The sequence below is a fragment of the Robertmurraya korlensis genome (assembly GCF_023715225.1).
Classification (GTDB): domain Bacteria; phylum Bacillota; class Bacilli; order Bacillales; family Cytobacillaceae; genus Robertmurraya_A.
This window is the reverse complement of the sequence record NZ_JAMBNS010000021.1, coordinates 1-22,753: the sequence shown is the minus strand read 5'-3', so window position 1 is coordinate 22,753 and position 22,753 is coordinate 1. Positions and strand designations below refer to the sequence as shown.

At 38.4% G+C, this 22,753-nt stretch carries 24 protein-coding genes; all 24 read left to right on the top strand.

Going from position 1 to position 22,753, the window contains the following annotated elements; translation table 11 throughout:
* Window position 1 precedes the first annotated feature (1 nt).
* Entirely contained in the window at window positions 2–271 is a 270-nt protein-coding gene (locus tag M3175_RS23440) for an RNA-binding S4 domain-containing protein (RefSeq protein ID WP_251524188.1), read from the top strand.
* 105 nt (window positions 272–376) lie between these two features.
* Window positions 377–685 carry a sporulation protein YabP gene (gene yabP, locus M3175_RS23435; protein WP_251524185.1) on the top strand — a complete coding sequence of 103 codons (309 nt, stop codon included), beginning with the start codon at window positions 377–379 and terminating at the stop codon, window positions 683–685.
* A complete protein-coding gene (gene yabQ / locus M3175_RS23430; RefSeq protein WP_251524182.1) occupies window positions 682–1,314 on the top strand; it encodes a spore cortex biosynthesis protein YabQ in 633 nt (210 codons plus the stop codon). Before yabP ends, yabQ begins: the two co-directional genes overlap by 4 nt.
* Before the next feature lie 15 nt (window positions 1,315–1,329).
* Entirely contained in the window at window positions 1,330–1,719 is a 390-nt protein-coding gene (locus M3175_RS23425; RefSeq protein WP_251524179.1) for an FtsB family cell division protein, read from the top strand.
* A 95-nt stretch (window positions 1,720–1,814) separates the two neighbouring features.
* Window positions 1,815–2,294 carry a S1 domain-containing RNA-binding protein gene (locus M3175_RS23420; RefSeq protein WP_251524175.1) on the top strand — a complete coding sequence of 160 codons (480 nt, stop codon included), beginning with the start codon at window positions 1,815–1,817 and terminating at the stop codon, window positions 2,292–2,294.
* 335 nt (window positions 2,295–2,629) lie between these two features.
* Complete coding sequence (gene spoIIE / locus M3175_RS23415) at window positions 2,630–5,104, top strand: stage II sporulation protein E (protein WP_251524173.1); 2,475 nt, start codon at window positions 2,630–2,632, stop codon at window positions 5,102–5,104.
* A 27-nt stretch (window positions 5,105–5,131) separates the two neighbouring features.
* Window positions 5,132–5,932: a vWA domain-containing protein gene (locus M3175_RS23410; RefSeq protein WP_285852443.1), complete on the top strand. Its 801-nt coding sequence runs from the start codon at window positions 5,132–5,134 to the stop codon at window positions 5,930–5,932.
* Window positions 5,901–6,920 (top strand): serine/threonine protein kinase PrkT, encoded by a 1,020-nt coding sequence (prkT, locus tag M3175_RS23405; RefSeq protein WP_251524168.1) that lies wholly within the window; start codon window positions 5,901–5,903, stop codon window positions 6,918–6,920. The genes M3175_RS23410 and prkT overlap by 32 nt, the downstream gene beginning before the upstream one ends.
* Window positions 6,921–7,010: 90 nt before the next feature.
* The gene (gene tilS / locus M3175_RS23400) at window positions 7,011–8,405 is read left to right on the top strand and encodes a tRNA lysidine(34) synthetase TilS (RefSeq protein ID WP_251524165.1); all 1,395 of its coding nucleotides are present in this window, start codon (window positions 7,011–7,013) and stop codon (window positions 8,403–8,405) included.
* Window positions 8,406–8,429: 24 nt separating this feature from the next.
* The gene (hpt, locus tag M3175_RS23395) at window positions 8,430–8,981 is read left to right on the top strand and encodes a hypoxanthine phosphoribosyltransferase (protein ID WP_442638229.1); all 552 of its coding nucleotides are present in this window, start codon (window positions 8,430–8,432) and stop codon (window positions 8,979–8,981) included.
* 116 nt (window positions 8,982–9,097) lie between these two features.
* Complete coding sequence (gene ftsH / locus M3175_RS23390) at window positions 9,098–11,077, top strand: ATP-dependent zinc metalloprotease FtsH (protein WP_251524162.1); 1,980 nt, start codon at window positions 9,098–9,100, stop codon at window positions 11,075–11,077.
* Window positions 11,078–11,199: 122 nt separating this feature from the next.
* Window positions 11,200–11,976 carry a type III pantothenate kinase gene (locus M3175_RS23385; RefSeq protein ID WP_251524256.1) on the top strand — a complete coding sequence of 259 codons (777 nt, stop codon included), beginning with the start codon at window positions 11,200–11,202 and terminating at the stop codon, window positions 11,974–11,976.
* A 35-nt stretch (window positions 11,977–12,011) separates the two neighbouring features.
* Window positions 12,012–12,893: an Hsp33 family molecular chaperone HslO gene (gene hslO / locus M3175_RS23380; protein WP_251524159.1), complete on the top strand. Its 882-nt coding sequence runs from the start codon at window positions 12,012–12,014 to the stop codon at window positions 12,891–12,893.
* A gap of 21 nt (window positions 12,894–12,914) precedes the next feature.
* A complete protein-coding gene (locus tag M3175_RS23375) occupies window positions 12,915–13,784 on the top strand; it encodes a peptidyl-prolyl cis-trans isomerase (RefSeq protein WP_251524157.1) in 870 nt (289 codons plus the stop codon).
* A 131-nt stretch (window positions 13,785–13,915) separates the two neighbouring features.
* Entirely contained in the window at window positions 13,916–14,842 is a 927-nt protein-coding gene (gene cysK / locus M3175_RS23370; protein WP_251524155.1) for a cysteine synthase A, read from the top strand.
* Between the two features lie 93 nt (window positions 14,843–14,935).
* The gene (locus M3175_RS23365) at window positions 14,936–16,336 is read left to right on the top strand and encodes an anthranilate synthase component I family protein (protein WP_251524153.1); all 1,401 of its coding nucleotides are present in this window, start codon (window positions 14,936–14,938) and stop codon (window positions 16,334–16,336) included.
* Complete coding sequence (pabA, locus tag M3175_RS23360) at window positions 16,333–16,932, top strand: aminodeoxychorismate/anthranilate synthase component II (RefSeq protein ID WP_251524152.1); 600 nt, start codon at window positions 16,333–16,335, stop codon at window positions 16,930–16,932. The genes M3175_RS23365 and pabA overlap by 4 nt, the downstream gene beginning before the upstream one ends.
* A complete protein-coding gene (gene pabC, locus M3175_RS23355) occupies window positions 16,932–17,792 on the top strand; it encodes an aminodeoxychorismate lyase (protein WP_251524150.1) in 861 nt (286 codons plus the stop codon). Before pabA ends, pabC begins: the two co-directional genes overlap by 1 nt.
* Window positions 17,793–17,871: 79 nt before the next feature.
* Window positions 17,872–18,645, top strand: a complete 774-nt coding sequence (folP, locus tag M3175_RS23350) for a dihydropteroate synthase (RefSeq protein ID WP_251524254.1) — start codon at window positions 17,872–17,874, stop codon at window positions 18,643–18,645.
* Window positions 18,638–18,997, top strand: coding sequence for a dihydroneopterin aldolase (gene folB / locus M3175_RS23345; RefSeq protein WP_251524148.1), 360 nt, complete (start codon window positions 18,638–18,640; stop codon window positions 18,995–18,997). The genes folP and folB overlap by 8 nt, the downstream gene beginning before the upstream one ends.
* Window positions 18,998–18,999: 2 nt before the next feature.
* A complete protein-coding gene (folK, locus tag M3175_RS23340) occupies window positions 19,000–19,527 on the top strand; it encodes a 2-amino-4-hydroxy-6-hydroxymethyldihydropteridine diphosphokinase (protein ID WP_251524146.1) in 528 nt (175 codons plus the stop codon).
* Window positions 19,479–19,691 carry a helix-turn-helix domain-containing protein gene (locus M3175_RS23335; RefSeq protein WP_251524144.1) on the top strand — a complete coding sequence of 71 codons (213 nt, stop codon included), beginning with the start codon at window positions 19,479–19,481 and terminating at the stop codon, window positions 19,689–19,691. The genes folK and M3175_RS23335 overlap by 49 nt, the downstream gene beginning before the upstream one ends.
* Window positions 19,692–19,722: 31 nt before the next feature.
* Complete coding sequence (gene dusB, locus M3175_RS23330; RefSeq protein WP_251524141.1) at window positions 19,723–20,724, top strand: tRNA dihydrouridine synthase DusB; 1,002 nt, start codon at window positions 19,723–19,725, stop codon at window positions 20,722–20,724.
* 202 nt (window positions 20,725–20,926) lie between these two features.
* Window positions 20,927–22,420, top strand: coding sequence for a lysine--tRNA ligase (gene lysS, locus M3175_RS23325; RefSeq protein WP_251524252.1), 1,494 nt, complete (start codon window positions 20,927–20,929; stop codon window positions 22,418–22,420).
* Window positions 22,421–22,753 lie beyond the last annotated feature (333 nt).

Here is a 22,753-nt window from a genome sequence, read left to right as displayed (position 1 = left end):
TATGAGATTAGATAAATTTTTAAAAGTCTCACGTCTTATTAAAAGAAGAACACTTGCGAAAGAGGTTAGTGACCAAGGAAGAATTACGATAAATGGCCTACAGGCAAAAGCAAGCTCAACCGTAAAAGTTGGAGATGAGCTGGCTGTCCGATTTGGACAAAAGATCGTAACGGTAAAAATCGAAAAGCTTCAAGAAACGTCCAGAAAAGAGGAAGCGGCAGATATGTATAGTCTCGTTAAGGAAGAAAAGGTTGAAGAAGCCGTAGAATAGCTAGCTAGATGAGGAATCGTCCACGTATGTTTCTGTTCTAATTGAATCATCCCCTTCATACATATGTACAAAAGGTTGTACAAAGTGATTGTGAGGGATGAGAGAATGAGCCAATACTATGACACAAATACTTCTTCAAAGGGGTCTACGTTACCAGATCATGATGTCATTATGAGGGGACGTAGACTTTTAGACATCACAGGTGTGAAACAAGTTGAAAGTTTTGATAATGAAGAGTTTCTGCTTGAAACCGTAATGGGCTTTCTTGCTATTAAGGGTCAGAATCTGCAGATGAAAAACCTAGATGTTGATAAAGGGATTGTATCCATTAAAGGGAAAGTTTTTGATCTTGTGTATTTAGATGATCAGCATGGGGAGAAGGCTAAAGGTTTCTTTAGCAAGTTATTCCGATGACACTTACCACACAATTTTTAACAATGATTTCCATGGCGGCCATGGGAAGCTATCTAGGTGCTGCAATTGATACGTATAATCGTTTCTTATTTCGATCAAAAAGAAAGTCTTGGCTTGTATTTTTAAACGACATTTTCTTTTGGATTCTACAGGGATTGATTTTTTTCTACGTATTATTTGTTATTAACCAAGGAGAATTAAGGTTTTATATTTTCTTGGCCATTCTCTGTGGGTTTGCTGCTTACCAAAGTCTCTTAAAGCGTGGGTACGCAAGAGTTTTAGAGATTATCATAACCATGATAATCTCTATTTATCGGTATGCTGTTAAAATATTCCTTATGCTTATTTATAGGCCAATTGTCTCTCTCTTGCTAGGTTGTGTAAGTCTAGTTACAATGATAGGAAAGGGACTATTCGCGCTTGTAAAGTGGGCAATCCAGGTCATTTGGATGATAATAAAACTTGTACTTACCCCTGTCAAATGGCTCTTGATATTATTTTGGAATTTATTGCCGAAACATATTAAAAAAACCGTCGAGAAGTTATATAATAAGTTAGCAGGATATTATCAACGAATAAAGAATACCATTAATAACGTTCTTTCTAGGTGGAGAAAGGACAAAGAGTAAGGAGGGAACGCCGAGGTGAGTGTTGTCAGAAAACGCAATATAACAAAAATACCTTCACAATATGTGGAGCATCAGGAAATGGCAGTGATTCAAAATGCAAGAAAAAGAACTCTGCTTATAAGAAGGCTAACTGTTTTTATTGTAATTGTAGGATTAGCAGCATACTTTATTGTATCTACACTCCTTAGGCAATCCGCGACTCTTGAGGCAATGAAGGAAGAAAAGCAAAAGGCAGACCAGGAATTAGTCGCCTTAAAAAAGGATGAAACCATCCTTAAAGAGGAAATCATTAAGCTAAATGATGAAGAATATATCGCTAAATTAGCAAGAAAGGATTTCTTTCTTTCCAATAGTAACGAGATAATTTTCAACCTCCCAGAGGAAAAAAAAGACAAGGAAAAATGAACCGGTAACTCGGCTTATTGACACGCTTTTTTTCCTTTCTGTATAATATATATAAAGTATGATTTTTTATATTCTTAAGGAGGAACATTCTTTTTATGTCAATCGAAGTAGGCAGCAAGTTACAAGGAAAGGTAACAGGCATTACTAATTTTGGAGCTTTTGTAGAGCTACCGGAAGGATCAACAGGTCTTGTTCACATTAGTGAAGTTGCAGATAATTATGTTAAAGACATTAACGACCATCTTAAAGTTGGTGACCAAGTTGAAGTAAAAGTTATCAATGTTGAGAAAGATGGAAAGATCGGTTTATCAATTAAAAAAGCTGTAGATCGACCTGAGAGACCTGAACGCAGCTCTCGTCCAGAAAGATCGGAAAGACCACCATATCGTGGTGGCGGAAATGATTCAAGAGGAGCAGGACGTCCTCGTCAAGGGAAAGCCAATGATAGAATGCCTCCTAAAGAGAATTTTGAATCTAAAATGGCTCGTTTCTTAAAAGATAGTGAAGATCGACTGTCTTCTCTTAAGCGCAATACAGAATCTAAGCGTGGCGGAAGAGGAGCTAGAAGAGGGTAACTTGCTGCTTATACATTAATAAATATGAAGGCAAGCCGAAAAACGGCTTGCCTTTTTGTATGAACTCATATTTTTCTATAAAAATAACTATTTTTATTCCTTTAATTTCTACAAAAACCCCTTTCTTTTTGGAAGGGGTTTTTGCTTCCGAAGTTATGAATATAGTTCCGAAAGCGATGAAATATATAGAATCTTGTCACGTTATTGAATAAGTTTTGAATTAATCCAAGAATTACGTCGAAGGAAAATTGGAATATGTTGAGTAATTTTGACAAAATTTTGAACTTATGTTTTTTATAATGCTTGCAACGAAACAAAAATGGGGTGTAAAAATTATGGAAAAGGTAGAAAGGAATATTATTGATCCTGTCGGTGATGTCAATTTTAATAAACATAAGATCGAGTTTGGAAATATGTTGGACAAGCTACAAGCAAAGGTAGAGACGTTTTTCGTAAAGAAAGGAATTCTTCTACTACTCATCGGATTTTTGCTTGGACGAGCGCTTATATTGGCTAAACTAACGCCTTTTGCCCTTCCTTTTTTTGCGGCTGTTTATTTCGTGAAAAAGGACAAAGCTCCTCTTGCTTTAATCGGATTAGTAGCTGGTGCAGCAACCCTTTCAATTGTGAATTCCGCATTTGCTTTTTGCACAGCTTTTCTCTTTTTATTTGCCTTTCGTCTAACGAAAAAATGGCTAAAAACAGAAGTTCGTGCAATCCCCTTTTATGTATTCTTCACTTTGGGTATTGGTGAGATTGGAAAAAGCTATCTAACAACAGGCAATGTATCACTTTACGATGGAATGATGGCAGGGGTTGAGGCTAGCCTTGGCTTTATACTAACCCTAATTTTCCTTCAAAGTATCCCTCTTCTTTCAATAAGTAAAAGAAGACAAACGTTAAAAACTGAAGAAATCGTTTGTCTAATTATTATGCTGGCATCTATTATGACAGGAACCATTGGTTGGTCATTGTATGATTTATCTATTGAACATATTATGTCAAGGTATCTAGTATTAGTATTCTCCTTTGTTGCAGGGGCGACCGTAGGTTCTACTGTCGGAGTGGTGACGGGATTAATATTCAGTCTTGCGAACATTACTAGTTTCTATCATATGAGTTTACTAGCCTTTTCTGGGCTATTAGGAGGGCTCTTAAAAGAAGGGAAAAAAATAGGGGTAGCTGTTGGTTTATTAATAGCCACTTTATTAATTGGTATGTATGGTGAGGGTGGTGGCTCACTTTATAAAACCCTCTTAGAAACATCTGCTGCGATTCTATTATTTATACTGACACCTCAAGCACTAACATCTAAGCTGGCCAAACATATTCCTGGAACACCTGAGTATTCTGCTGAGCAACAGCAGTATATGAGAAAAATGAGGGATGTAACTGCACAAAGAGTAGAACAATTCTCTTCTGTCTTTCAAGCTTTGTCAGACAGTTTTTCATCATTAGATGAAAGTGGAGAAATAGACAAAGATAGAGAACTTGACTTTTTCCTTGGAAACGTAACAGAAAAGACCTGTCAAACTTGCTTTAAAAAGGAGAATTGCTGGTCCAGAAACTTTAATACAACTTATGAATATATGAAGGATATTATGAATGAAATGGATCAAAACTCTGGTGTTGTGCCATTGAAGCTTTCACGAGACTGGGAGAAACATTGCACAAAGTCCAAAAAGGTAGTTGATGCGATTCAACAGGAGCTAACCTTTTACCAAGCGAATCAAAAGCTAAAGAAGCAAGTGCAGGAAAGTAGAAGACTAGTAGCTGATCAACTCCTGGGTGTTTCAACCGTTATGGGGAACTTTGCAAAGGAAATTCAAAGGGAAAGAGATAATCATTATAAGCAAGAAGAGCTTATACTTGAAGCCTTACGAGAGTATGGTGTTCATATTGAACATGTGGAGATCTACAGCCTTGAACAAGGAAATGTTGATATAGATATAACCATTCCCTATTGTAATGGCCATGGAGAATGTGAAAAGATCATCGCTCCTATGCTTTCAGACATATTAGGGGAAAACATCGTTGTAAATGCAGAAGAGTGCGCTTCCTATCCAAATGGTTATTGTCATGTAACGTTCCGTTCGGCGAAGGCATTTACCATTGATACAGGAGTTGCTCATGCGGCAAAGGATGGGGGCTTTGTATCAGGTGATAGTTATTCAACGATTGAGCTTGGTGGTGGTAAGCATGCTGTTGCCATTAGCGATGGAATGGGAAATGGGGAAAGAGCCCATATTGAAAGTCAGGAAACTCTTCAGCTTCTACAAAAAATCCTCCAATCAGGGATTGAAGAGAAGGTGGCGATAAAGTCAGTTAATTCGGTCTTATCACTGCGCACAACGGATGAAATATTCTCGACCTTAGACTTAGCGATGATTGATCTACAAAATGCTGCTGTACGATTCTTGAAAATTGGTTCAACACCAAGTTTTATTAAGAGGGGGAATTCCGTTATTAAAATTCAAGCGAGTAATCTTCCAATGGGGATTATTCAGGAGTTTGATGTGGATGTGGTAAGCGAACAGTTAAAGGCAGGGGATCTCCTGATCATGATGAGTGATGGAGTATTTGAAGGGCCTAAGCATGTAGAAAACTACGATCTTTGGATGAAACGGAAAATTGGAGAGTTAGTAACAGATGATCCACAAGAGGTGGCGGATCTAATTATGGAAGAGGTGATTCGCTCTCGTTCAGGGTATATTGAAGATGATATGACAGTGGTTGTTTCAAAGATTAAACATAATACTCCGAAATGGTCCTCTATACCGGTAAATAAATATAAACAAAAAGCAAACTAGTTATTTTATACAGTAAAGAGAAAATATATGTATATTTCCTCTCCAACTAGTCGAAAATGTTATCAACATTTAGACGTGGAGGGGAATCGAATGAAAACTGGCACATTAAAACAAATTCTATTAATAACTGATGGATGCTCAAACCAAGGAGAGGACCCAATTGCTGTTTCAGCTCTTGCAAAAGAACAAGGGATCACTGTGAATGTTATAGGAGTAATGGAACAGGATGTTATTGATGATCAAGGATTAAGAGAAATTGAGAATATCGCATTATCTGGTGGAGGAGTAAGCCAAGTAGTCTATGCACAGCAACTTTCTCAAACCGTACAAATGGTTACAAGAAAGGCAATGACGCAAACACTTCAAGGAGTGGTAAACAAGGAACTACAGCAAATTTTAGGTGGTTCACAAACAGTAGAGGATTTACCTCCTGATAAACGGGGCGAAGTAATGGAGGTTGTTGATGAGCTTGGAGAAAAGGTAGAGCTAGAAGTGTTGATTCTTGTCGATACAAGTGCAAGTATGAAACATAAGCTTCCAACTGTTAAAGAGGCCATACTAGACCTATCGTTAAGCCTTAATGCTAGGTCAGGTGACAATCATTTTTCCGTTTTTGTATTTCCCGGGAAAAAGAATGATGTCGAAAAATTGCTGGATTGGACACCGAGGTTAGAATCATTAACTAGTATTTTCTCAAAACTTACAACAGGTGGAATTACACCTACTGGTCCCGCACTTCGTGAAGCACTGTCATCCTTTAAGAAAAAACGTTCGTTAAGGAGCCTAATTTCTCGTGATGATGAACAATACTTTGAAGAATCTGTCTAATATAACAGCAGGAACAATTGTTGAAGGGAAATGGCATAAGAATAGATATGTAATTGTTAAGGAGCTTGGGTACGGAGCAAATGGAATTGTGTATCTTGCTCAGTACTTAAATCAGTATGTAGCATTAAAGTTGAGTCATAATGGGATGTCAATTACTTCTGAGGTCAATGTCCTCAAATCCTTTGCGAAGGTCCAAGGGTCAACCCTAGGGCCTTCTTTGGTTGATGTGGATGATTGGATAAGGCCGTCAGGAAAAGTATCTTTTTATGCAATGGAATATATTAAAGGGCCAGATTTTTTAACATTTATACAACAAAAGGGGTCAGTATGGATTGAAGTTCTCGTGCTTCAGCTACTCTCCGATCTCCATTTATTACATATCAATGGGTGGACCTTTGGTGACTTAAAGCCAGAAAATTTAATCGTTACAGGACCACCATCGAAAATACGATGTATTGATGTTGGCGGTACAACCATTCAAGGTAGAGCAATTAAGGAATTCACTGAGTTTTATGATCGGGGCTATTGGGGACTAGGATCAAGAAAAGCAGATCCAGCTTATGATTTGTTTGCTGTTGCGATGATTATGATCAATACGGCTTATCCCAAGCGATTCGAGAAAACTTCAGGTGGTCTTAATCAGCTACAGATGATGATTAGACAAAAGTCTGAATTACAGAAATTTGAGCAAGTAATCATTCATGCGCTAAAAGGGAAATACCAATCAGCAATGGAAATGAGAAAAGCACTAATTGATGGTAATTATGCTCCCGCACAGCCCAATACATCGAAGGCATCCAAGGTACAACCCCAAAAGCAACGCTCCAAACCAGCTGTGCAGCAGCAAAGAAGTCAGGTTCAAAATCAAACAGGTCAAAGTCGTCAAATCATTGTAAAAAAGAAAAAGAAAAGGCATGCGCTAGAAACAACACTCATTGTAACGACACTGTCCTTTCTTTATTTCCTTTATATATATGGACAGTTATAAAAAAATCATAAATCACCTCCTTAGTTTTTGAAGGAATGTATAGAACATGGTAAGCTAAAGATAAGACGATGAAGTAAGGAAGAATCTCTCATGCTTGAACAAAAAGTAGAAGCTTTTCTAACTCGAAAACAAATAAACTTAATGGGCGCTAGCATTTTAGTTGGTGCTTCGGGAGGTCCCGATTCCCTCGCACTTCTACATTTCCTCTGGAGACGTCAGGAGCGTTACCAATTCAGACTTTTTGTTGCACATGTTGATCATATGTTTAGAGGAGGTGAGTCCGAGCGTGAAGCAAGGTTTGTTCAGTCCTTTTGTGAAGAAAGGAACATTCCTATAACTGTTCGTTCTATAAATGTACCATTGTACATGGAAGAAACAGGGTTAAGCTCCCAGGTAGCTGCTAGAGAATGCAGATACTCTTTTTTTCAAGAAACGATGAGAAGGGAAAACCTTCGCTATTTGATGCTCGGACATCACGGGGATGACCAAATGGAAACTGTTATAATGAGGTTAACAAGAGGAAGTTCAGGAAAAGCTAGAGTCGGTATCCCTTTTTCGAGACCCTTTGATAGAGGGACACTTCTAAGACCTTTTCTTTGCGTCTCTAAACAAGAAATAGAAGAATACTGCCAAAGACATATGCTAGATCCAAGAAGAGACCCTAGTAATGACAGTGACAAATATAGTAGAAATCGATTTCGCCACACTATCCTTCCATTTTTGAAGGCTGAAAATCCTAGGGTACATGAACATTTTCAAAGATTTAGTGAGGAATTGGAAGAAACAGAACGCTTTTTGGAGGATATGGCAAACCAGCAATTAACAAAGGTTATGAAATTTCAAAGTGAAGAAAAAATTGTTATTGACATTCAAACCTTGTGCTCAATGCCAATGCCTTTACAAAGAAGAGTGATTAAACTAATATTAAACTATCTTTATAAGCATCAACCAGCTTCCCTTTCTGCTGTTCATATCGAACAGATCTTTTCTCTTATCAATAACCCTCAGCCCTCTGGTGTGATTGATTTACCTGAAAAATTAAAGGTAACTCGTTCGTATGGAGAGTTGCAACTTCAATTTCAACATACCCTACCAAAGGATGTAATCTTTGAAATTGAATTAACGGTTGGAAAAACATTATTACCAACAGGGGATTTCATTACATGGGAATATGTTGATAAAGAAATAGAATATACTAACATTAATCAACTTCTACTTCCTTTAACCTACAGCCATCTTCCGCTGAAGGTTAGAACAAGGAGAGAGGGAGACCGAATGAGAGTGAAAGGGATGAAAGGAACAAAAAAGATAAAAGATATCTTTATTGATCTGAAGCTACCCATTATTGAGAGAAATAGGTGGCCTATAGTTACAGACTCAAGTGATCATATCATTTGGATTCCCGGAATAAAGAAATCTGATATCTCTTCTTTCGTTCAAGCTGATGAAAAGAAATACATACTTTTACAATATAACAAGCAATGATCTTCTAGGGGGCACAAGCAAATCATGATGAAAAATGACATTGAAAAAGTTTTATTTTCTGAAGAAGAAATTCAGGAGAAAATCAAGGAGTTAGGCGCAAAACTATCACAAGATTATAGTGATAAGTTTCCGTTAGCTATTGGCGTACTTAAAGGTGCGATGCCTTTTATGGCAGATCTTTTAAAACGAATGGATACATACCTTGAAATGGATTTTATGGATGTGTCAAGTTACGGGAATTCAACGGTCTCTTCTGGTGAAGTGAAAATTTTGAAGGATTTAGATACTTCAGTAGAGGGTAGAGATATATTAATAATCGAAGACATCATTGATAGTGGGTTAACACTTAGCTATCTTGTTGAGCTTTTCCGTTACCGCAAAGCAAAGTCAATCAGTATTGTCACGTTATTAGATAAACCAACTGGTCGTAAGGCTGATATTGCGGCAGATTATGTTGGATTCATCGTTCCTGATGAGTTTGTTGTAGGTTATGGTCTCGATTATGCGGAGAAATACCGTAATTTACCTTATATTGGGGTTTTAAAGCCGGAAGTGTATACGACAAATAACGAGTAAGCGTACGACAAAAGAATTAGTATAGTATGCATATTACATAGGCATATTCATATACTGGAACAATTTTCTATGTTACTATTTACTATAGTTTGTTTACCCGTGGGAGGAGGTAAGGGATGAATCGGATTTTTCGTAATACCATCTTTTATTTATTAATTTTTCTAGTGATTATTGGTGTGGTTAGCTTTTTTAATGGTAATAATGAACCAACCGAAAATATATCTTATAGTAAATTCGTAGACCATCTTGAAGCTAAACAGGTGGAGTCCATCTCTGTTCAGCCAGAAAGAGGAGTTTATGAAGTTCGTGGGACACTTGAAGGTGCTGAAGAAGGAAAATCATTTATTACTTACGTATGGAACAGTGAAAGTCTATTACAAAAGATTGAGCAGGCAGACCCTACTGTGGATGTGCTTCCAGCGAAGGAAACAAGTGGTTGGGTAACTTTCTTTACTTCTATTATTCCGTTTGTCATTATCTTTATTTTGTTCTTCTTCCTTTTAAATCAGGCACAAGGCGGTGGAAGCCGTGTCATGAATTTTGGAAAGAGCAAGGCGAAGCTTTACAATGATGATAAAAAGAAGGTTCGTTTTAAAGATGTAGCTGGTGCTGATGAAGAAAAGCAAGAGCTCGTTGAAGTGGTTGAATTTTTAAAGGATCCTCGTAAATTCGCAGAGCTAGGTGCACGTATTCCAAAAGGGGTACTTTTAGTAGGACCTCCTGGTACAGGTAAAACACTATTAGCTCGTGCGGTAGCTGGTGAAGCTGGAGTACCGTTCTTCTCGATCAGTGGATCTGACTTTGTTGAGATGTTTGTTGGGGTAGGGGCATCACGTGTTCGTGACCTATTTGAAAATGCAAAGAAAAATGCTCCTTGTATCATCTTTATTGACGAAATCGATGCAGTTGGACGTCAGCGTGGTGCCGGCCTTGGTGGTGGTCACGACGAGCGTGAACAAACGCTGAACCAATTGCTAGTAGAAATGGATGGATTCGGTGCCAATGAAGGAATCATTATTGTTGCTGCAACAAACCGTCCGGATATTTTAGACCCTGCGTTGCTTCGTCCGGGACGTTTTGACCGTCAAATTACAGTTGATCGTCCAGATGTTAAAGGCCGTGAAGCGGTATTAAAAGTACATGCACGAAACAAGCCGCTTGATGAATCAGTAAACTTAAAAGCTATTGCAGCTCGTACACCAGGCTTTTCTGGTGCAGACCTTGAAAACTTATTGAACGAGGCGGCATTAGTGGCTGCTCGTCAAAATAAGAAAAAGGTGGATATGACAGATATCGATGAAGCAACGGATCGTGTAATTGCCGGACCTGCTAAGAAGAGTCGTGTGATATCTAAAAAAGAACGTAATATTGTTGCTTTCCATGAAGCTGGACATACGGTTATTGGCGTGGTGTTAGATGAAGCAGAAATGGTTCATAAAGTAACGATAGTCCCTCGTGGGCAGGCAGGTGGCTATGCGGTAATGCTTCCAAAAGAAGATCGTTACTTCATGACAAAACCTGAGCTTCTTGATAAAATTGTTGGACTATTAGGTGGTCGTGTTGCTGAGGAAATCGTCTTTGGTGAAGTAAGTACAGGAGCTCATAATGACTTCCAACGTGCGACAGGTATTGCTCGTCGAATGGTTACAGAATTCGGGATGAGTGATAAATTAGGTCCTTTACAATTTGGTCAATCTTCTGGTGGTCAAGTGTTCTTAGGTAGAGATCTTCACAATGAACAAAACTATTCAGATAAGATTGCCTATGAAATCGATGTGGAGATCCAAACGATCATTAAAGAGTGTTACGCGAAAGCGAAAAAGCTTCTCACTGAAAATCGAGATAAACTTGATTTGATAGCCAATACACTTCTTGAAGTAGAAACTCTAGATGCTGAGCAAATTAAGCACCTAGTTGAAAAAGGAACACTTCCTGATCGTACATCTAGTGAGGAAGGTGCAAGTACCAAGTCTACAACATCAGTGGTAGACGATGTGAAAGTGAACATCGGTGGTAAAAAGGATGAGGAATCATCTTCGGAGGAATCATCTTCGAATGAAAGTACATTACCTGATTTAAGAAGTAAAAAAGACTAATAAATCTTAAGAGGTACTCTTTTCCTGAGTGCCTCTTTTCTATGCTTGCGTTGGATAGTTATGGTATGATGTTGGCAGAATGAAACTAAAGGTTAAGAAATTTTAATAAAGTGGTGAGACGTTTGATATTTGTATTTGACGTGGGTAATACCAATATTGTGTTAGGTGTATATGATCGAGAGGAATTAAAACATCATTGGAGAATAGAAACAAATCGTTCAAAAACAGAAGATGAATTTGGAATGATTATTAAGAATCTGTTTAATCATGCCAATCTTTCTTTTTCCGATATAGACGGAATTATTATCTCTTCCGTTGTACCGCCCATCATGTTCTCATTAGAACGTATGTGTCAAAAATATTTCCATATAAAGCCTTTAGTCGTGGGGCCAGGAATCAAGACCGGGTTAAATATAAAGTATGAAAACCCAAGGGAAGTCGGTGCAGATCGAATTGTTAATGCGGTAGCTGCTATCCATGAGTATGGAAGTCCGTTGATCATCGTTGATTTTGGTACGGCAACTACTTATTGTTACATAGATGAACATAAGCAATACATGGGAGGAGCCATTGCTCCTGGTATTAATATTTCAACAGAAGCTCTATATACAAGGGCTGCTAAACTGCCGAGGATAGAAATTGCTCGTCCAGAAGGGGTTGTAGGAAAAAATACGGTTGCCGCCATGCAAGCGGGGATTCTTTATGGCTATGTAGGCCAGGTTGAAGGAATTGTCAAACGCATGAAGGACCAAAGTAAAGAAAAGCCTACCGTTATTGCTACAGGGGGATTATCAAACCTGATTGCACAAGAATCTAACGTTATTGATATTGTTGATCCATTTTTAACATTAAAGGGCCTTCAGATAATTTATAAAAGAAATTTGGAAACGATAAAGTAAGATAACAGCATTGTATGACTGAAAGGGGTAAAGAAATGAGTGACTATTTAATAAAAGCTCTTGCCTATGACGGGCAAGTTCGTGCCTACGCGACTAGGAGTACAGAAACAGTAGGGGAGGCACAAAGACGTCATTATACATGGCCGACTGCATCAGCTGCCTTAGGCAGAGCTATGACGGCAGGTGTTATGATGGGGGCTATGTTAAAAGGTGAAGAAAAAATCACTATTAGGATTAATGGTGGGGGTCCTCTTGGTCCGATATTAATTGATACGAATGCAAAAGGAGAAGTACGCGGATATGTAACCAATCCCCAAACTCATTTTGATTTGAATGAACATGGAAAGTTGGATGTTCGAAGAGCGGTGGGAACAGATGGTTTCTTATCGGTCGTTAAAGATATTGGACTACGTGAGAACTTTACAGGTCAAGTCCCTCTTATCTCAGGAGAATTAGGTGAGGACTTTACTTATTACTTTGTCACTTCAGAACAAGTTCCTTCATCTGTGGGAGTAGGTGTCTTAGTGAATCCTGATAATAGTATTCTTGCTGCGGGTGGATTTATTATCCAGTTGATGCCTGGAACCGAAGATAAAACCATTACAGAAATAGAAAATCGCCTAAAAACCATTGAACCCATTTCTAAGATGATTGAAAAGGGCCTCACTCCTGAACAAATATTAAATGAGCTACTCGGTGAAGAAAACGTAAAAATCCTCGAAACATTACCTGTTACTTTCTCATGTACATGTTCAAAGGAGAAATTCTCTAATGGAATCATCTCTTTAGGTAAAGAGGAGATAGAAGATATGATTGTCACAGATGGTCAAGCAGAAGCACAATGCCACTTCTGTAATGAAAAATATCTATTTACAAAAGAAGAATTAGAGAGTTTAAAGGAACAGGCAAAATTTTAATTAAAACCTGGGGGAGAACTGGTGGATAAAAGGTACTTAAAGTCTTTAGTTGTCGGCCTTCTCTTGCTTAATGTTGCAACCCTTATTTTTTTCTTATCAAGGGATAACGGCGGTAGTAAAGAGGTAGTGGCAACGATAGGGAAGGAAACCATAACTAGACAAGAATGGCTTGGGGAAATGGAAGAGCGTTATGGTCGTGATGTTTTGAGTGAGATGATTGATCAGAAAGCAATTGCTCAGTTAGCAAAAAAATATGATATCTCCATTTCAAAAAAAGCGGTAGATAGAGAGCTTCTCCTAGTGAAAACCATGTACGGTTCAGGCTCTAATGAAAATGTAGATGAAGAAAAGTGGAGACAGCAAATTCAATATAGCCTCATGCTTGATGAGCTTCTGACAAAAGATGTGGTAGTGAAAGAAGAAGATTTAAAAAAGTTTTATAAGGAAAATTCTAGCTTGTACGAAATTCCAACCGCATACCACCTTTCTCATATCATTGTAGAGACGGAAGAAGAAGCAAAAAAGGCACTAGAAGAACTTGAGCAGGGTACAAGTTTTGAGGCTTTAGCAATGGAACGCTCCATTGATGAATTCAGTGCAAATCAAGGGGGCGATATTGGTTATGTTAGTGAAGAAATGGATCAATATGCCCGCGACTACTTAGCTGCTGTCAAAGAGTTGAAGGAAAACGAGTGGACACGTCCGATTAAAACAGATAATGGTTTTTCCATTGTTATGCTTCACGATCAAATAAAAGGAAGAACGTTTGAATATAAGGATGTAAAAGACAGCATTCGAAGACAAATAGCCTTAGAGCAAATGGATGTAACCGCAACGGCGCGCGACTTTTGGGAAGAGGCTAAGGTTGATTGGTTTTACGAACAAAACTAGGGTAGTTCATTGGAACGATTTCTTACTTGAAAAATCAGTAGAGTTTTGTGTAAAAAGATTGACACTTGGCAAATTTATGTTATAAATTAAATTAAACCAATAAAATTAGTCGGAATAAGGAGTGGTTGTTGATGGTACGTGTAGCAAACTCTATTTCAGAACTAGTCGGACAAACGCCGATTGTAAAGCTTAATCGCCTTGTTGAAGAAGGTAGCGCAGATGTATATTTAAAGCTTGAATATATGAATCCAGGAAGTTCAGTAAAAGACCGTATTGCTCTTGCAATGATTGAGTCCGCTGAAGAGAGTGGAGAACTTAAGGCTGGAGATACGATTGTTGAGCCAACGAGTGGTAACACAGGAATAGGTCTTGCTATGGTTGCTGCTGCAAAAGGGTACAGAGCAATTCTAGTTATGCCAGAAACGATGAGTATGGAAAGACGTAATCTACTTCGTGCATACGGAGCAGAGCTTGTTTTAACACCTGGTCCAGAAGGAATGGGCGGAGCTATTCGTAAAGCAGAAGAACTTGCAAAAGAAAATGGCTACTTTATGCCACAACAATTTAAAAACCTATCCAACCCTGAAGTTCACAGAAGAACGACAGGTAAGGAAATTGTTGAGCAAATGAGTGAAGGTCTTGATGCATTCGTTGCAGGGATCGGAACGGGTGGAACAATTACAGGAGCTGGTCAAGTTCTTAAGCAGAATTTTGACAATGTTAAAATTTATGCGGTTGAACCGGTTGATTCACCTGTATTATCTGGTGGTAAGCCAGGTCCACACAAAATTCAAGGAATCGGCGCAGGTTTTGTTCCTGATATTCTTGATACAAAGGTCTATGACGAAGTGATTCAAATCTCTAATGACCAAGCTTTCGAATATGCACGTCGTGCAGCGAAGGAAGAAGGAATTCTTGGAGGGATCTCTTCAGGAGCAGCGATCTGTGCTGCATTGAAGGTAGCAAAAGAGCTTGGAGCAGGCAAGAAAGTACTGGCAATTATTCCAAGTAACGGAGAACGTTACCTAAGTACTCCATTATATCAATTCGAAGATTAATCAAAACATAAGCAACAGTCCCTAGGGCTGTTGTTTTTATTTTGGCAAATAGTAAAATAAAACAAGGAACTTTTTTAAAGGGGAGAACCTTTTTTGAAAATATTAACATTAACTAGCAAACAGATACCTTTTGATAAAGAAAGGTTTTATCAGAAGTACAGAGAGCTTTCGCAAGCCTATCAACACCATGTGTTGTTAGAAAGTGGCCGAGGCGGACGATACAATATTGCCGCTTTTGGACCAGAAACAATCTTTTTAGGGAAAAACAACAAACTAACGATTGTTGATAAGGGAAGGGAACAGGAGCTACCAGGAAACCCTCTTCATTTAATGAAAGAATATATGGCTCAATATAAGCTTGAGCGTCAGGAAGGACTTCCGGATTTTCAAGGAGGCCTTATTGGTTATATCAGTTATGATTATGTGCGTTATATAGAGAGGTTGCCTAAATTTTCATCGGATGATTTAGAAATGCCGGAGGTCTATTTTTTGCTCTTTAATGAATGGTTTGTATTTGATCATGAAGAAGAAACGCTCTGGCTCTTGCAGATTACAGAAAAGGGACATGAAAATACGAATGCTCTTAATGAGTGGGAGTCAAAATGGACAGGTCCAGTAGTGAAGATCGAACAAAATAGAATGATTCCTAATAATGATGAGCTTCATGTATCGATGAGCGACGAACAGTTTATGAAAGCGGTAGAAAGAATTCAAGAATACATTGCTCAAGGCGACATCTTTCAAGTGAATTTATCTGTTCGCCAAGCAAAAGCGATCTCTATTCCAGCGGTGAATGTATACGACCAGCTTAGACAATTGAATCCGTCACCGTATATGAGTTATTTACATACCCCTGAGTTTCAGATTGTAGGTGGGTCTCCTGAGCTCCTTGTTAAAAAGCATGGAAAAGAGGTTAGTACAAGACCGATTGCTGGGACTCGTTCTCGAGGAGAGAATGAAGAAGAAGATCTAAGACTGGCTAAGGAACTCATTGAAAATGAAAAAGAGAGAGCAGAGCATGTGATGCTCGTTGATTTAGAACGAAATGATTTAGGAAGAGTTTGTGAGTACGGAACGGTTGAAGTAAACGAATTTATGGTCATTGAAAGATATTCGCATGTTATGCACATTGTCTCGAATGTGAGAGGCGTCATACGACCAGATCAAACATCTTTTGATTTGATTGATGCTGCTTTTCCTGGAGGTACAATTACAGGAGCTCCTAAAGTTCGAACAATGGAAATTATTGAAGAGCTCGAGCCGGTTCAGCGCGGAATTTACACGGGTTCTATGGGTTGGATTGGTTTTGATGATGACATGGAAATAAATATTGTCATTCGCACAATGTTAGTAAAAGACGGACAAGCCTTTGTTCAAGCGGGAGCAGGAATTGTCATTGATTCTAATCCTAAGCATGAATATAAAGAATCTTTAAAAAAGGCAATGGCTCTATGGAGAGCAAAAGAACTTGCGGAAAAAGGTGAATTCCATTGATTTTAATGATAGATAATTATGACTCATTTACTTTTAATCTTGTTCAGTATCTAGGTGAACTTGGTGAGACTCTAGAAGTTAAGCGAAATGACGCCATAAGTATTAAAGACATCGAAGAATTAGGGCCAAACTTTCTTATGGTTTCACCAGGCCCATGTAGCCCGAACGAAGCAGGGATATCATTAAGAGCAATAGAGGAATTTGCAGGGAAGATTCCTATATTTGGTGTCTGCCTCGGACATCAGTCGATCGCTCAAGTGTTCGGGGGAGATGTCGTGCAAGCGGAGCGGTTGATGCATGGCAAAACTTCTCTTATGTATCATGATGGAAAAACCATCTTTGAAGGGCTACCAAACCCATTTCCTGCAACAAGATACCATTCTTTAATTGTAAAGAAAGACACGCTTCCAGAGTGCTTTGAAATATCTGCTTGGACGAAAGAAGGAGAAATCATGGCCATCAGGCATAAGGATCTCCCAGTAGAGGGAGTTCAGTTCCATCCAGAGTCCATTATGACTACCGCAGGGAAACAATTGCTTCAGAATTTTGTTTCGTTTTACAAAATGGAATTGTCTCCAAAGAATGAGGGATATTGATGTATTTGTATATGAACGGAGAAATGGTCAGGGAGGAGGAAGCTAGAATCTCCCCCTTCGACCATGGTTTCCTTTATGGAATGGGCCTATTTGAAACATTTCGTGTATATGAAGGTCATCCCTTTTTATTAGTAGATCATCTAGAACGGCTCAATAGCAGTCTAGAGATGATTGGAATTCGAAAAAGCCTAAATAAAGACGAAGTGATTCAAGTGCTCAAGCTTCTATTGAAAAAGAACAGACTGACCAATGCGTATATACGACTAAACGTTTCAGCAGGTGTTGGAGCGGTTGGTTTACCAGTGGAGCCATATGAACATGCCAATGTAATGATGTTTGTAAAGCCTCTTCCTGAAGCTGGTGGTCCGACAGAGAAGGAAGCTCAGTTTCTAAAGCTCAGTCGTAATACTCCGGAAGGTCCCTTACGTTTGAAGTCTCATCACTATATGAATAATCTATTGGCAAAAAAAGAAATAGAAAATCGGACAGATGTGGAAGGCATCTTTCTAACAGAGGATGGATGGATTGCAGAGGGAATCGTCTCAAATATTTTCTGGGTAATAGATAACCAATTGTTTACCCCTGACCTCGGTACAGGAATATTAAATGGAATCACCCGATCATTTATAAAGGAACTTGCTAGTAAAAAGGGAATACAGGTTAAGGAAGGTTTCTATAAAACAGATGTACTTAATACAGCTACTGAGGTATTTGTTACAAACTCGATTCAAGAGATTGTCGCAATCTCGAAAGTAGATTCACTTGTATTTCCAGGTGTAAAGGGTGAGCTTTTTCGGATGTTGCACCAAGCGTATCAAATGTATACAAATAGTCTTTGGAGTAGGAAAGAAATAAATTAATTAATAAAGGAATTAGGAGGCGCTTTATTTGATTACTGCCGGACCATATACATTAGATTTTAAGAAAAAAACAATCATCATGGGAATCTTAAATGCTACCCCTGATTCTTTTTCAGACGGTGGAAGCTTTAATAAGATGGATGAGGCGGTCAAACGAGCGATTGAGATGGTGGAAGAAGGTGCTGATATTATTGATATCGGCGGGGAGTCCACTAGGCCCGGGGCGAAATTTATACCTGCAGAAGAAGAAATTGAACGTGTGGTTCCTGTTATTAAAGCTATATCAAATGCGGTTGATGTTCCTATATCTATCGATACATACAAAGCAGATGTTGCTCGAGAGGCACTAGCTGCTGGAGCTCATATTATTAATGATGTATGGGGTGCTAAGGCTGACGTGAATATGAAACAGGTAGCGGCTGAAACAAAGGCACCTATTATTCTCATGCACAACCGAGAGGACCGGAACTATCAGTCTTTCTTCAGGGATGTTATGAATGATTTATATGAAAGCATAACGCTAGTGAAGGAAGCTGGTGTAAGTGATGAACAAATTATATTAGATCCCGGCATTGGTTTTGCAAAGAATGTAAAATTAAACTTGGAAATGATGAGACATCTACATAAGCTTGTAGCTATTGGTTACCCTGTTCTCCTTGGAACCTCTCGCAAATCAATGATAGGTGCTGTTTTAGACTTACCTGTACATGAACGAATGGAAGGAACCGGAGCGACTGTATGTTACGGTATTCAACAGGGATGCCAAATCGTTAGAGTTCACGATGTGAAGGAAATTAGTCGAATGGCAAAAATGATGGATGCCATGATGGGAAAAGGAGAATATGATGGATAAAATTTACGTTAACCGTATGCAATTTTATGGTTTTCATGGTGTATTCCCAGAAGAGAATCGATTAGGACAGAGATTTATGGTTGATCTTGTTGTTGAGGTGGATTTGAAGAAGGCGGGTCAAAGTGATAACTTGAATGAATCCATTAACTACGGTGAGCTCTTCCAACTGTGTAAGGATATTGTGGAAGGTGAACCATTTAAGCTTGTTGAATCAGTTGCTGAGGGAATTGCTTCGCGTGTGTTAAGAGACTTTTCTAAAGCTCATGCTGTAACCGTAAAGGTGATCAAGCCTGATCCACCAATTCAAGGACATTACGAGTCAGTGGCAGTTGAAATAATGAGGAGTAGATAAAATTGAATAACTTTGCCTATATTTCCTTAGGTACAAATATGGGAGACCGATATAAAAACCTAGTCAATGCCATTCAGTATTTAAAAGAGGAAAATGAAATTCAGTTGGTAAAATGCTCCTCTATTTATGATACGGTTCCGGTTGGATATACGGAACAAAATGACTTTTTAAATATGGTAATCTTGATTAGAACTACACTTACACCGTATGAATTGTTAGAAATCTGCCTACGTATTGAAAAGAATTTAGGTAGAAAAAGGGAATTTAAATGGGGTCCAAGAACAATAGACCTTGACATTTTGCTCTACAATCAAGAAAATATTGAAGCAGAGAACCTAATTGTTCCACATCCAAGAATGCAGGAACGCGCCTTTGTTCTTGCGCCATTACTTGAGATAGATTCTTCAATTATGATACCTAATCAGGCGAAGTCGATAGAAGACTATTTCAATATGAACGCTGAAAAAGAAGGGGTACGAATATGGAAGCAGAAAAATGGGGAAGACGTATTCGCGCTTTTCGAAAACTAAAAGGTTATACACAAGAAGGGTTTGCAAAGGAAATCGGTGTTTCTGTTTCTGTATTAGGTGAAATAGAACGAGGAAATCGAATGCCTTCAGATCATTTAGTGGAAACAGCGGCTCAAGCACTGAAAGTTTCAATAAAGGATTTAATGCCACAAGAGGTGGATTAATAAATAGATTATCTAAGATAGGAGGGATAATATGCTTAAAATTGGTGATATTGAAATGAAAAATCAAGTAGTGTTAGCTCCAATGGCCGGAGTATGTAACTCTGCTTTTCGTTTAACTGTTAAAGAGTTTGGTGCAGGTCTAGTTTGTGCGGAGATGATTAGTGATAAAGGAATTATTTTAAAAAACGAAAAAACCATGAATATGCTTTACATCGATGAGAGAGAGAAGCCGCTGAGCTTGCAAATCTTTGGCGGTGAGAAAGAAACATTAGTCCAGGCTGCTAAGTTCGTTGATGAAAACACTAATGCGGATATTATTGATATCAATATGGGATGTCCAGTCCCAAAAATCACAAAATGTGATGCAGGAGCAAAGTGGCTTTTAGATCCTAATAAAATTTATGAGATGGTTTCTGCGGTTACGGCTGTAGTGAAAAAGCCGGTTACTGTAAAAATGCGTATGGGCTGGGATGAAGATCATATTTATGCGGTTAAGAATGCCCAGGCCGTTGAGCGAGCTGGCGGTAAGGCAGTTTCTTTACATGGTCGTACTCGTGTCCAAATGTACGAAGGAAAAGCAAACTGGGATATTATTCGTGAGGTTAAGCAATCAATCGGTATTCCATTAATCGGCAATGGGGATGTAACGACTCCTCAAGATGCAAAGCGTATGCTAGAAGAAACTGGCTGTGATGGAGTAATGATCGGTCGTGCAGCTCTAGGAAACCCATGGATGATCTACAGTACGGTTAAATACTTGGAATCAGGGGAGCTCATGGGTGAGCCAACCGTTCGTGAAAAAATTGATGTGTGTATTCTTCACTTAGATCGCCTTATCGCTCTTAAGGGAGAATATGTAGCTGTTCGTGAAATGCGCAAGCATGCAGCTTGGTATTTAAAAGGGATTAGAGGAAATGCGAAGGTGCGTAATGCAATTAATGAGTGCAATACTCGTGCAGATCTCTTTACTTTATTAACTGCTCTAGTTGTAGAAGAAGAAGAAAAAGAAGCGATGGAATCTCAAGTAGGTTAAGGTTTGACTTCTAAGCGAACATTCAATATAATACGTTTGATTATGTAAACTGCCAGTTCATGCTGGCAGTTTTTATTTTATTTTACTTTTTTAATGTCTGTTTTTCTCACTTTGTGTAAAATAATATAGTATGCTTATAAGATGGGGTTATTACATAAATTCAAGCAATTGATGTTTGATAGATACAAGAAGGAAAATGGAGTTGATAAAAATGAGTCATGAGGAACTTAATGACCAATTGCAAGTAAGAAGAGAAAAGTTAGCTTCTCTTCAAGGAAAAGGTCTCGATCCATTTGGAAAGAGATTTGAACGTTCTGGTTTCTCCCAGGAGTTTATTAGTCAGTACGGAGAAATGGAAAAAGAAGAACTAGCAAATAAAAATATTGCTGTAACTATTGCTGGACGTATTATGACAAAGCGTGGAAAAGGTAAAGCTGGCTTTGCGCATATCCAAGACCTAAAGGGACAATTGCAAATATATGTTCGTCAAGATGCAGTGGGTGAAGAGCAATATGAAATCTTTAATATTGCTGATTTAGGAGATATTGTTGGTGTAACTGGGACATTGTTTAAGACACAAGTAGGAGAGCTTTCTGTAAAGGTAGAAGACTTTCAGCTTTTAACAAAGTCATTACGACCACTTCCTGATAAATTCCACGGTCTGAAGGACGTTGAACAGCGCTATCGTCAACGTTATGTTGACCTGATTATGAGTCAAGAGAGCAGACACACATTCATTACTCGTAGTTTAATCATTCAATCTATGAGAAGATACCTAGATTCTAAGGGATACCTTGAAGTAGAAACTCCTATGATGCATGCTATTGCAGGTGGGGCATCTGCTCGTCCGTTCATTACACACCATAATGCATTAGATATGGAATTATATATGCGTATTGCAATTGAACTTCATTTAAAGCGCCTTATCGTAGGTGGTTTAGAAAAGGTTTATGAAATTGGACGTGTATTCCGTAATGAAGGTGTATCTACTCGTCACAATCCTGAGTTTACAATGATTGAACTGTATGAGGCTTATGCTGATTATCAAGATATTATGAGTCTAACAGAAAATCTAATTGCTCATATTGCTCAAGAAGTATTAGGGACAACTACTATTCAATACGGTGAATATGAAGTGAACCTTAAGCCAGAGTGGAAGAGACTTCATATGGTAGACGCGATTAAGGAATATACAGGTGCTGATTTCTGGAAGGAAATGAGCGTTGAAGAGGCAAGAGCCTTAGCGAAAGAACATGGAGTAGAAATTAAAGATACTATGCTTTATGGTCATATTGTTAACGAGTTCTTCGAGCAAAAAGTAGAAGAAAAGTTAATTCAACCAACATTTATATATGGCCATCCGGTTGAAATATCCCCTCTTGCTAAGAAAAATGATCAAGACCCTCGTTTTACAGATCGTTTTGAATTATTCATTGTCGCTCGTGAACATGCGAATGCATTCACTGAGCTGAACGATCCGATTGATCAGCGTGAACGTTTTGAAGCACAATTAAAAGAGCGTGAAGAAGGAAATGATGAAGCTCATATGATGGATGATGACTTTATCGAAGCTCTTGAGTATGGTATGCCTCCAACAGGTGGTTTAGGAATCGGAATTGATAGACTCGTTATGCTCCTAACAAATGCTCCTTCTATTAGAGATGTATTGTTATTCCCAGCGATGAGACATCGTTAACGATTAAAATAGCGTACAAGAATTAAAAATTATTCTTGTACGCTTTTTTTATAAAAAACATGTTGCATTCAATTCAATATGGTGATATATTATTATCTGTTGCCGCAAAAGAAGTTAAACTTCTGAGAAAATAATTTAAAAAAGTTGTTGACTCTCACGTTTGGTTCTGGTAATATTAAAAAGTCGCCCAAGAGCGACGGATAAATAAATTGTTCTTTGAAAACTAAACAAATCATACGTCAACAAAAAATGATTAGTGTTGAAATACACACTAGCCAACGTTTTAACTTTAAGAGCTAATCTTACTCTTTATTGGAGAGTTTGATCCTGGCT

Excerpts from the sequence above, each read along its gene's own strand:
- hpt (WP_442638229.1), top strand. The coding sequence starts at position 8,430 with ATGATGAAAAATGACATTGAAAAAGTTTTATTTTCTGAAGAAGAAATT.
- M3175_RS23420 (WP_251524175.1), top strand. The coding sequence starts at position 1,815 with ATGTCAATCGAAGTAGGCAGCAAGTTACAAGGAAAGGTAACAGGCATT.
- dusB (WP_251524141.1), top strand. The coding sequence starts at position 19,723 with ATGCTTAAAATTGGTGATATTGAAATGAAAAATCAAGTAGTGTTAGCT.
- hslO (WP_251524159.1), top strand. The coding sequence starts at position 12,012 with ATGAGTGACTATTTAATAAAAGCTCTTGCCTATGACGGGCAAGTTCGT.
- folB (WP_251524148.1), top strand. The coding sequence starts at position 18,638 with ATGGATAAAATTTACGTTAACCGTATGCAATTTTATGGTTTTCATGGT.
- yabP (WP_251524185.1), top strand. The coding sequence starts at position 377 with ATGAGCCAATACTATGACACAAATACTTCTTCAAAGGGGTCTACGTTA.
- cysK (WP_251524155.1), top strand. The coding sequence starts at position 13,916 with ATGGTACGTGTAGCAAACTCTATTTCAGAACTAGTCGGACAAACGCCG.
- M3175_RS23440 (WP_251524188.1), top strand. The coding sequence starts at position 2 with ATGAGATTAGATAAATTTTTAAAAGTCTCACGTCTTATTAAAAGAAGA.
- spoIIE (WP_251524173.1), top strand. The coding sequence starts at position 2,630 with ATGGAAAAGGTAGAAAGGAATATTATTGATCCTGTCGGTGATGTCAAT.
- folP (WP_251524254.1), top strand. The coding sequence starts at position 17,872 with ATGGGAATCTTAAATGCTACCCCTGATTCTTTTTCAGACGGTGGAAGC.
- yabQ (WP_251524182.1), top strand. The coding sequence starts at position 682 with ATGACACTTACCACACAATTTTTAACAATGATTTCCATGGCGGCCATG.
- M3175_RS23335 (WP_251524144.1), top strand. The coding sequence starts at position 19,479 with ATGGAAGCAGAAAAATGGGGAAGACGTATTCGCGCTTTTCGAAAACTA.
- tilS (WP_251524165.1), top strand. The coding sequence starts at position 7,011 with ATGCTTGAACAAAAAGTAGAAGCTTTTCTAACTCGAAAACAAATAAAC.
- M3175_RS23410 (WP_285852443.1), top strand. The coding sequence starts at position 5,132 with ATGTATATTTCCTCTCCAACTAGTCGAAAATGTTATCAACATTTAGAC.
- ftsH (WP_251524162.1), top strand. The coding sequence starts at position 9,098 with ATGAATCGGATTTTTCGTAATACCATCTTTTATTTATTAATTTTTCTA.
- prkT (WP_251524168.1), top strand. The coding sequence starts at position 5,901 with ATGATGAACAATACTTTGAAGAATCTGTCTAATATAACAGCAGGAACA.
- pabC (WP_251524150.1), top strand. The coding sequence starts at position 16,932 with ATGTATTTGTATATGAACGGAGAAATGGTCAGGGAGGAGGAAGCTAGA.